Annotated in this window: 8 protein-coding genes and 1 pseudogene; 4 read left to right on the top strand and 5 right to left on the bottom strand. The window is 41.4% G+C overall.

The window, feature by feature from the left end; translation table 11 throughout:
* From F0249_RS19440 to F0249_RS19420, 5 genes are all read right to left on the bottom strand, one after another.
* Positions 1 to 216: MerR family transcriptional regulator (locus F0249_RS19440; protein ID WP_171757564.1), on the bottom strand; the 216-nt coding region annotated here is incomplete at its 3' end.
* Between the two features lie 301 nt (positions 217 to 517).
* The gene (locus tag F0249_RS19435) at positions 518 to 778 is read right to left on the bottom strand and encodes a DUF5062 family protein (RefSeq protein WP_171757563.1); all 261 of its coding nucleotides are present in this window, start codon (positions 776 to 778) and stop codon (positions 518 to 520) included.
* A gap of 243 nt (positions 779 to 1,021) precedes the next feature.
* Complete coding sequence (locus F0249_RS19430; protein ID WP_171757562.1) at positions 1,022 to 2,119, bottom strand: Fic family protein; 1,098 nt, start codon at positions 2,117 to 2,119, stop codon at positions 1,022 to 1,024.
* A gap of 342 nt (positions 2,120 to 2,461) precedes the next feature.
* Positions 2,462 to 3,535, bottom strand: a complete 1,074-nt coding sequence (locus F0249_RS19425; RefSeq protein ID WP_171757561.1) for a ParB family protein — start codon at positions 3,533 to 3,535, stop codon at positions 2,462 to 2,464.
* Positions 3,535 to 4,734: a ParA family protein gene (locus F0249_RS19420; protein WP_113797718.1), complete on the bottom strand. Its 1,200-nt coding sequence runs from the start codon at positions 4,732 to 4,734 to the stop codon at positions 3,535 to 3,537. The genes F0249_RS19425 and F0249_RS19420 overlap by 1 nt, the downstream gene beginning before the upstream one ends.
* 122 nt (positions 4,735 to 4,856) lie before the next feature.
* On the opposite strand from F0249_RS19420, the pseudogene F0249_RS19415 reads away from it, so the two are divergent.
* The 4 genes and pseudogenes from F0249_RS19415 to F0249_RS19400 all read left to right on the top strand — a co-directional run.
* Positions 4,857 to 5,027: pseudogene (locus tag F0249_RS19415) on the top strand (transposase); the annotation flags it as partial.
* A 1,248-nt stretch (positions 5,028 to 6,275) separates the two neighbouring features.
* Positions 6,276 to 6,599, top strand: a complete 324-nt coding sequence (locus F0249_RS19410) for a hypothetical protein (RefSeq protein ID WP_171757560.1) — start codon at positions 6,276 to 6,278, stop codon at positions 6,597 to 6,599.
* Between the two features lie 160 nt (positions 6,600 to 6,759).
* Positions 6,760 to 7,029: a hypothetical protein gene (locus F0249_RS19405; RefSeq protein WP_171757559.1), complete on the top strand. Its 270-nt coding sequence runs from the start codon at positions 6,760 to 6,762 to the stop codon at positions 7,027 to 7,029.
* Positions 7,022 to 7,348, top strand: a complete 327-nt coding sequence (locus F0249_RS19400; RefSeq protein ID WP_171757558.1) for a threonyl-tRNA synthetase — start codon at positions 7,022 to 7,024, stop codon at positions 7,346 to 7,348. The genes F0249_RS19405 and F0249_RS19400 overlap by 8 nt, the downstream gene beginning before the upstream one ends.
* The last annotated feature ends 213 nt before the right edge of the window (positions 7,349 to 7,561 follow it).

The following is a 7,561-nucleotide window of genomic DNA, read 5'->3' as shown; positions in this document are numbered from 1 at the left end:
TAAATCTCTTAATGACGCATATTTTTGAATTTCTTCTAGCGGCATCCCAGTGTCTTTGAGTCGTTTAACAAAGTTCACCCAATCAACATCTCTGTTTGAGTAAACTCGGTGACCGCTGCTATTTCTTTGGATTTGTTTGAGCAAACCAATTTTTTCATAGTATCGAAGAGTGTAAGACGATAACCCAACTACACCCGAAAATTTTTTCATGTTCATTTTTTACCTTCTCACTAAATTCCTCTTCATGAGCGAAAATAACTAATGGCTTCATAAACACTACACCGCTTAAAATTAATAGGCCAAGTAACCAGTTGTAAAAACGTTTTAAGCGCAATAGCTGACAAACTCTGGGGCAGAATAAGCTAGAAGTTGGGCATGAAACCTTAGTCCTTGTGAACATGTCGGTGGATAAAAATTAGTTAGCCAAATCGCAGTGAAGACTTCTTTAATTATCGTCCACCAAAGATCAAACAAAGCGAACTAATCGGCTCGCTTTGTTATTACTTCATTATGATTTTTATTTTAGAGGGTCGTTGTCTGGCAACGCATTATGAACCCAAAGAGCTAACCTGTGTTTGATGTTTGCACCGTCGAGTTTGCTATCAGGTAACGGCGTGATTTGTTTGGCATCAACCAAAAACAGGTAAATGGCTTTTACTCTGTCGGGCTGTGGTGACTGAGGGAGGTTAAAGCCTTGCATCTTTGCCATCTTCCCGCCAATATCAAGTGCCTTTTTAATCAGTTTGTCTTCATTATGTAGCTTGGAACTTTTTGACATTGATAAAATCCTCTTTTCACTTTAATTAAGAGTACATTAACTATCACCTGCGGCATGTTAATAAGCTCTCATATTGATAAAATCACATAACGCCATCTTTCAACTGATTCAAAAAAGATCTTAACCATTTGTCTTCAGCATAGTAAAAAACCGCTAGAAAGTGCTGTGTTTAAATTAGTCATTCTAAGTAGAGTTCTTCAATAAGACGTAAGTCAATATCTCGCTTTCTGCTGGGCATATTTTTTATTTCGCCAGTTGGTATCGAGTGCTTCGTCCTGCTCCTGTCTTGATTAAACAATTCTGATCGACCAAAGTGGCTAAATGGCGTGTTGCTGTTGGCTTACTGACTTTCGCCACCTTGTGATACTGAGAGGTATTGATACCATCAGAAAAGTCACCATCAAGCATCCGATTCAGCACTTTAACTTGTTCTTTTGCTAGCTTAGTTTGGTCTATATGGCGCCAAAAATTGGTCTTAAATATGGTTTGGTCGATCTCTTTTAATACTTCATCAAAAGTTTCGTTTAAGGTATTAAAAAACCAAACGAGCCAAGTCGTGATATCTATATTTCCTTTCTGAGTTTGCTCTAAGGTTTCGTAATAGCTTTTACGGTTAGCTAAGATCCCCACAGACATCGCGTAAAAACGTACAGATTGCTGCTCCGCTTGGGCCAATGCTAAGTCTGTCAGCAAGCGAGTGATTCGCCCGTTACCGTCATCCAATGGGTGCAAAGTGACAAACCATAAATGCGTAATTGCAGCTCGAAGTAGAGGATCAAGCGAGGCGTCATGCTTTGAGTCATTAAACCACTGAATGAACAGTTTTAACTCCGCATCAAGAATCTCTCGCCCTGGAGCTTCAAAGTGAACAATTGGTCTATCGATTCTTCCTGATACCACTTGCATCGGAGCGGTGCCTCGAAGCTGGCCACCAATAACTGGGTTAAATAAAGTGTAGCCCTTGGGGAAGAGTTTATCGTGCCAGTGTAAGATCCGGTCTAATGTAAGAGGTATATCGAGGTTCTCTACAGCATCAAGCATGATTTCTGCAAGCCCATCGGTTTGTTCTGTGGTTGGAAAAGGGCGTTCTTCTGTTAAGCCAAGCTTATTTGCCAAAGATGAACGTACAGAGAATGCATTGAGTTTCTCGCCTTCAATAGCACTTGAATGGACGATGTTTGCCAGTAAGGTATCAAGCATGCTCTTTTTTTTATCCTGAGACTGGCTAGTGACCTTCCCAAGTAATATGCCTTGATTAAGCCGAGTTTGCCTAAGCAGCGGCTCAATTAACGTTTTATCCCAGTTAAAATTAGGCCAATCTGATTGTTTCCATATCCACATAGCTTCACCTTGATTTGAAAACTTACATTATTCAAATCATATTATGATGCGTTTATGGCCCTTATTCAAATCAAAATATGATTAGATGTTACTTTGTATTCTAATCATATCTTCGACATTGGGCACCTGTGAGGAGCTTTAAGGATCTTAGAGAACATAGAAAAGACTCTCTATCAAAGAGGTGTGATGAATATTAGTGCCACACATGGTCATTTTATCCTTCCAGATAAAGAAAAAGGCCGAACGTATTTACGTCCAGCCTCTATGTTCCAGTGAAGTACCGATTTAGGTATGAATGCTTATCCGAATGGCATTAATACCTAAAGGTTGGTGTCGTTATATCTAGTGCTTGTTGAGTACAGCTTGAATCGCCTCATCTAACTCCGCTTGAATCTCTTTCGACAAGCGACCAAACTCATACGAAAAATTGCGGCCTTTTACTTTCTTACGTGCGAACATCCCTTTGCTATCAAATTGAGCGAGAGGGGTGACTTGTGCTTTGTCTGATTCTTGTTTGGCTTCAGCAATCTTTAACTCTGATTTGATACTAGTAATTAGCGCTTCTTTGATGTCTTCTTGGCTCTGCTCAGGCTGAGCATTGACAACTTTGGTCTCTACTTTTTGAATGAAGCTAGTGAGCTCTTTATTGTTTTCATTGAAAGTTTTCATTACCTTCGATAATACAGAGTAATCAGTATGAGAAAGCTCATTTACTACTGGGAATAGGGCCACTAACTTACTATCGATACTGGCGGCTTTCAATGCTCGACCTACGGCTTGACGGCTAATGTTTAAAATTTTGGCGACATCTTCTTGAGTCAGTTCGCCGCTGTCCATGAGTATTTTACACTGCAGACCAATTTCACGCTGGTTATGTTCTTTCGCAGTTTGCAACTGCTTCGCTAAGGCTTTTGCGTCTGCAGTTGAAATGTCATCTTTAGTCACAAGAGTTCGGAAGGTGTTGATGCGTCCATCCTGAAGTAAAAACCAAGCGCGGCGACGAGATCCATCCAGGACATCGATTTGACCATCCATTTCTCGGCCAACCGCAGGGTAGAACTGTTGGAATTCTAATGAATTAAGATCTTCTAAAGATTCCGTGGTTAGCAAAGACTGATCACGGCCATTCACATCAAAGGTAACAAAGGTATTATCGCGCACTTGCTCGTGTGACAATGTCACTTCATTAAATGTAGCTGTTGCTCCTGAAGCTAACGTCCATTCGATACTCTGACCAACAGATTCAATACCAAAGTGCGCTTTAAGGTAATCGGCGCTGCTTTCACCTGCTTTGATTAGTTCATCGCTAAGTTGACGAGTCAGTGATTCTACGTTCGCTTTGGCTGCGCCTTTTTGGGCTTCCGCTGATCCTGCTGTATTACCTAACGGGCTTGCGCCACCTCTTTTCTTCGCCATTATGCTTGCTCCTGCTCGCGCCATACATTTAATAAGTCACGCAAGATCTGGCTTGTCACTTCATAGCTATTTTGTTGCGCGGTTTGGAAAGTTGCTTTGCTTTTCGGGTACTCACTTTTTGACATATCAAAGACGGTGGAGAGTAGGGAAGAAGCTTGGCGGATCGCCTCACTATGCTTGAACTCTTTTGAGTAAAGATAAGGTGAGAAATGATCGTAAAGGCTGTTCATTAATTCAGTGGTGGTTGAACTGTCACGGTGATTAGTGAGCAGTATTTTCATGAAGTCATAGCCTTCATGTTGTGCATTCGCAAGTAGCGCCCACACCTGTGGGATATAACTGAAATAGGAACAGGTGGCATCGATGTCATTTTCAGTAATTGAAAGCGGGAACACCACGCTTGTCGCGGCAAAGTACGCGTTATAAGTGGCATAGCCAAGTGATGGAGGTGTATCAATTAAGATGATGTCGAACTCATCTTTCACGGCATCGATGATCTCATCAAGGATAGAGTAGGGCGACGCGAGCGTGTGACTAAATACCTGCTCATGGAACCAACCTTCAATCGCTCGATCGGATTGCGATGCGGGTAAAATACGCAAATTTGGAATGGTCGTTTCTAAAAAGGCTTCTGATACTGCATCTTGATAAGTTTCACCTTCGTCAAGATCGAAAGTTCGCATCATGAGATCGCCAACCGACAAGTTGCCTTCTTGTTCGGCTTCTGGTGCGTAATACATAGAGAGCGTGGCTTGGCCATCCATATCGATAAGGCCGACTCGATACTCTTGGTGGAACTCTGTTGCAAGGCCGGAAGCAATCGTCGCCGCTGAAACGGTTTTGCCGACTCCACCTTTCTGGTTTTGGATCACCACGACTTGCGTTTTTTGCTTATCACTGCGCGAGAACTTTGGATCTTTACGTAGATTCTCTGGCAGTAAATCACGTACACGGTACATTTCAGAGATATCAATCGACCACTGAGAGTCTTCATGGCGGCGAGGGTCTATCTCTGTGGCGGTCACGTAACGATCTAGCGTTTTGGCATCAATACCAAGGTAAGCCGATGCTTCAGCTCGGGTAAAGTTTCGTAACTCTTTGCGGTGATTGGCTAAAAGACGTTGGTTACGGCGTTTAATGTAGCCGTCAGCCCCTTCTTTTAGCTGTTGAAACGTAGTGGTGGTTTGTAAGGTATCCATTTCAGCCTCCGTGTAGGAATAAAAAATAGTATATCCCTTAATATTTGAGGTTGGTAGTTAAAAATGGGGTATTTGTTGTTTTTTATTTGATTATGTTGTTGGTTTGTTTTTATAGGTGAACCATGACAAGTAAGAAGAAACGTATTATCCATTCTTCTGAATTTAAAGCAGAAACCCTGAAGCTGGCAGAGAAAGTAGGAGTTGCTGCAGCTGCAAGACAGCTCTCGTTACATGAATCTCAGATCTACGGTTGGCGAAAAGCCACAAAGAAGAATTCTAATATTAGCCAACAGTTTCAGATAGCTGTACTTAGCGCTATATCTGCAATGGTTTAGTTTGGGTGTTATAGCGTTGTCGCACCTTAATTGGGCGTTATATTGCATAAGATTCAAAGGGTTAAATTATCCGTTTATCTTTGTTCTGCGTCCGAACTACACACCTGTTCTTTTCGTGAAAAATGCCATCAAAATGACCATCGCACGTAGAATGTTTGTCGGTTAATTAGCTGCAACGTCACGCAAGTCTCCTCATTAGTAAGTTTTGCTGGCTCAAGTTCACTTTGTGCGGCTTCTTTTTCGTGGGGACTTCATTGAAAGTTGTGGCTTCAGCGCACTTTGTTGTCAGGTTTCTCGCTCGAATTCTTTGTCATTTAGGATAACCGAATGACTCCAATTTCAGCTCATTTCGTTTCTTAATCTAGTGCGTTTTGATGTCTATGATTGAGTTTCGAACTATCCGTTTTACTTCTGAGTTCAAAGTCAGTAGATTTGTAACCAATTCAGCACCTTGGCGCTAAACTTGGCTCTGTCGTGCGGGCAATATAACAAACAATTTAAGAGTGACTCCTAACGCTTGACGATTTCACTCCGATTTGTAATTTGTGTTTACGGTGCAATGGTTTAGCTTGGGTGTTATAGCGTTGTCGCACCTTAATTAGGCGTTATATTGCATAAGATCCAAAGGGTTAAATTCTCCGTTTATCTTTGTTCTGCGTTCGAGCTACACACCTGTTCGTTTCGTGAAAGTTGCCATCAAAATGACCATCGCACGTAGAAAATTTGACTGTTAATTAGCTGCAACGTCACGCAAGTCTCCTCGTTAGTAAGTTTTGCTGGCTCAAGTTCATTTTGCGCGGCTTCATTTTCGTGGGAGTTGCATTAAAAATTGTGGCTTCAGCGCACTTTTCCGTCAGGTTTCTCGCTCGAATTCTTTGTTATTCTGGCTCTTCGGGTGAGTCCAATTTCAGCTCATTTCGTTTCTTAGCCAAGTGCGTTTTGTTGTCTATGATTGAGTTTCGAACTATCCATTTTACTTCTGAGTTCAAAGCCAGTAGATTTGTAGAAAATTCAGCACGTTGGCGCTAGACTTGGTTCTGTCGTGCGGGCAATATAACAAACAATTTAAGAGTGACTCCTAACGCTTTCCGATTTCACTCCGGTTTGAAATTTGTGTTTACGGTGCAATGGTTTAGTTTGGTGTTATAGCGTTGTCGCACCTTAATTGGGCGTTAGCTGCAATCGGTATTTTGGAGTTTAAACCAGATGTATAAATTAGAAATTTTCTGTACACCAGAGCAACAAGACCAAGTTCTTAGTACTTTACATGAGTCAGGTGTCGATAAAATCGGAAACTATGACCATTGTTGGGCTATTGGCTCAGTTATAGGCTCTCATCGAGCTCTAGATGGCTCAACTCCCGTATTCGGAAACAAAGGAAAAGTAGAAAACTACCCATTGTTAAAAGTAGAAATTAATGTGTCAAAGAACCAAGTGAAACCTATAGTTGATCAGCTTCGAGTGTGCTTAGGTTGGGAAGAGCCTTTAGTAAATGTCATCAAAGTTTATAACTCAGAGTTTAATCTTTGATGGTGGAGTTTGCAGCTAACAAACAATTTAACCTGACTTGCAACGCGTGGCAGTTTTACTTCTAATCAGGTTTAGTGGTTAAGGTGCAATGCAGAACCTTTGTATTGCGTTGCTGCGCAAGTTAATTGGGCGTTATAACAAATTTAAATAAAGGAAAGTTATGTACAAATGTCCGAAGTGTTCTTCTGAGGATACTTATAAAGAAAAAATTAACGGTATGGATACAGGTGATAGGGTTTGCAGAAGTTGTGGTCATATAACGTCAGCCTCTTCATTTAAAAAGAACAGTGATAGGGCTGTTGGCGCTGCGACTGGAGGTGCGATATTAGGAGCCTCGCTAGGTGGTCCGGTTGGGCTAGTCGTCGGTGGTTTGCTTGGAGCTTGGCTTGGAAATGCTGTTAACGAAAATAAGGAGAATAATAATGGATAAAGCTCTATTCATTCCATCTGCTATTGTTGCAGCTATTCTCATTTTGTTCTATGCCTGTCTTACGTATAAAAAAGGCTTAGATTTTGATCAACAAGCTATTACAAATATAATCTTGCAGTCTTTTCAACTTGTTTGTGGCTGTGTTTTAATTGCGAGTACATTTGTTGATGAACTTGCATCACTAGTATCCGACTTGAATCTATATATTCTTATTGCGGGTTCGGTATTGTTTGTTAATGCCCTCAAGACTGTTTATCGTGATATGCCTTTCTCGCTATCACGCAATCGAAGTCAAGAAACAGTTCAAACAGATCGCTAGTAAAAATTTGTTATAACAAACTGTTTAAGAGTGATTCGCAACGCGTGGCATTTTCACTATGCGTTGGTTTAAGTGATTAAGGTGGTATGCGGGAGCTTCGATATTGCGTTGCTCACCTATATGGTCTCCCCCGGTTTTGCAAGTCAGTAGCATAATTAAAAGCGCAGGTTAACTTCCATATATACGGCCTGTTTAAGCGGCTATTGCCTTGGC

It is taken from the genome of Vibrio sp. 03-59-1, assembly GCF_013114135.1.
GTDB lineage: Bacteria > Pseudomonadota > Gammaproteobacteria > Enterobacterales > Vibrionaceae > Vibrio > Vibrio cortegadensis.
This window is presented reverse-complemented; position numbering and strand designations above follow the sequence as displayed.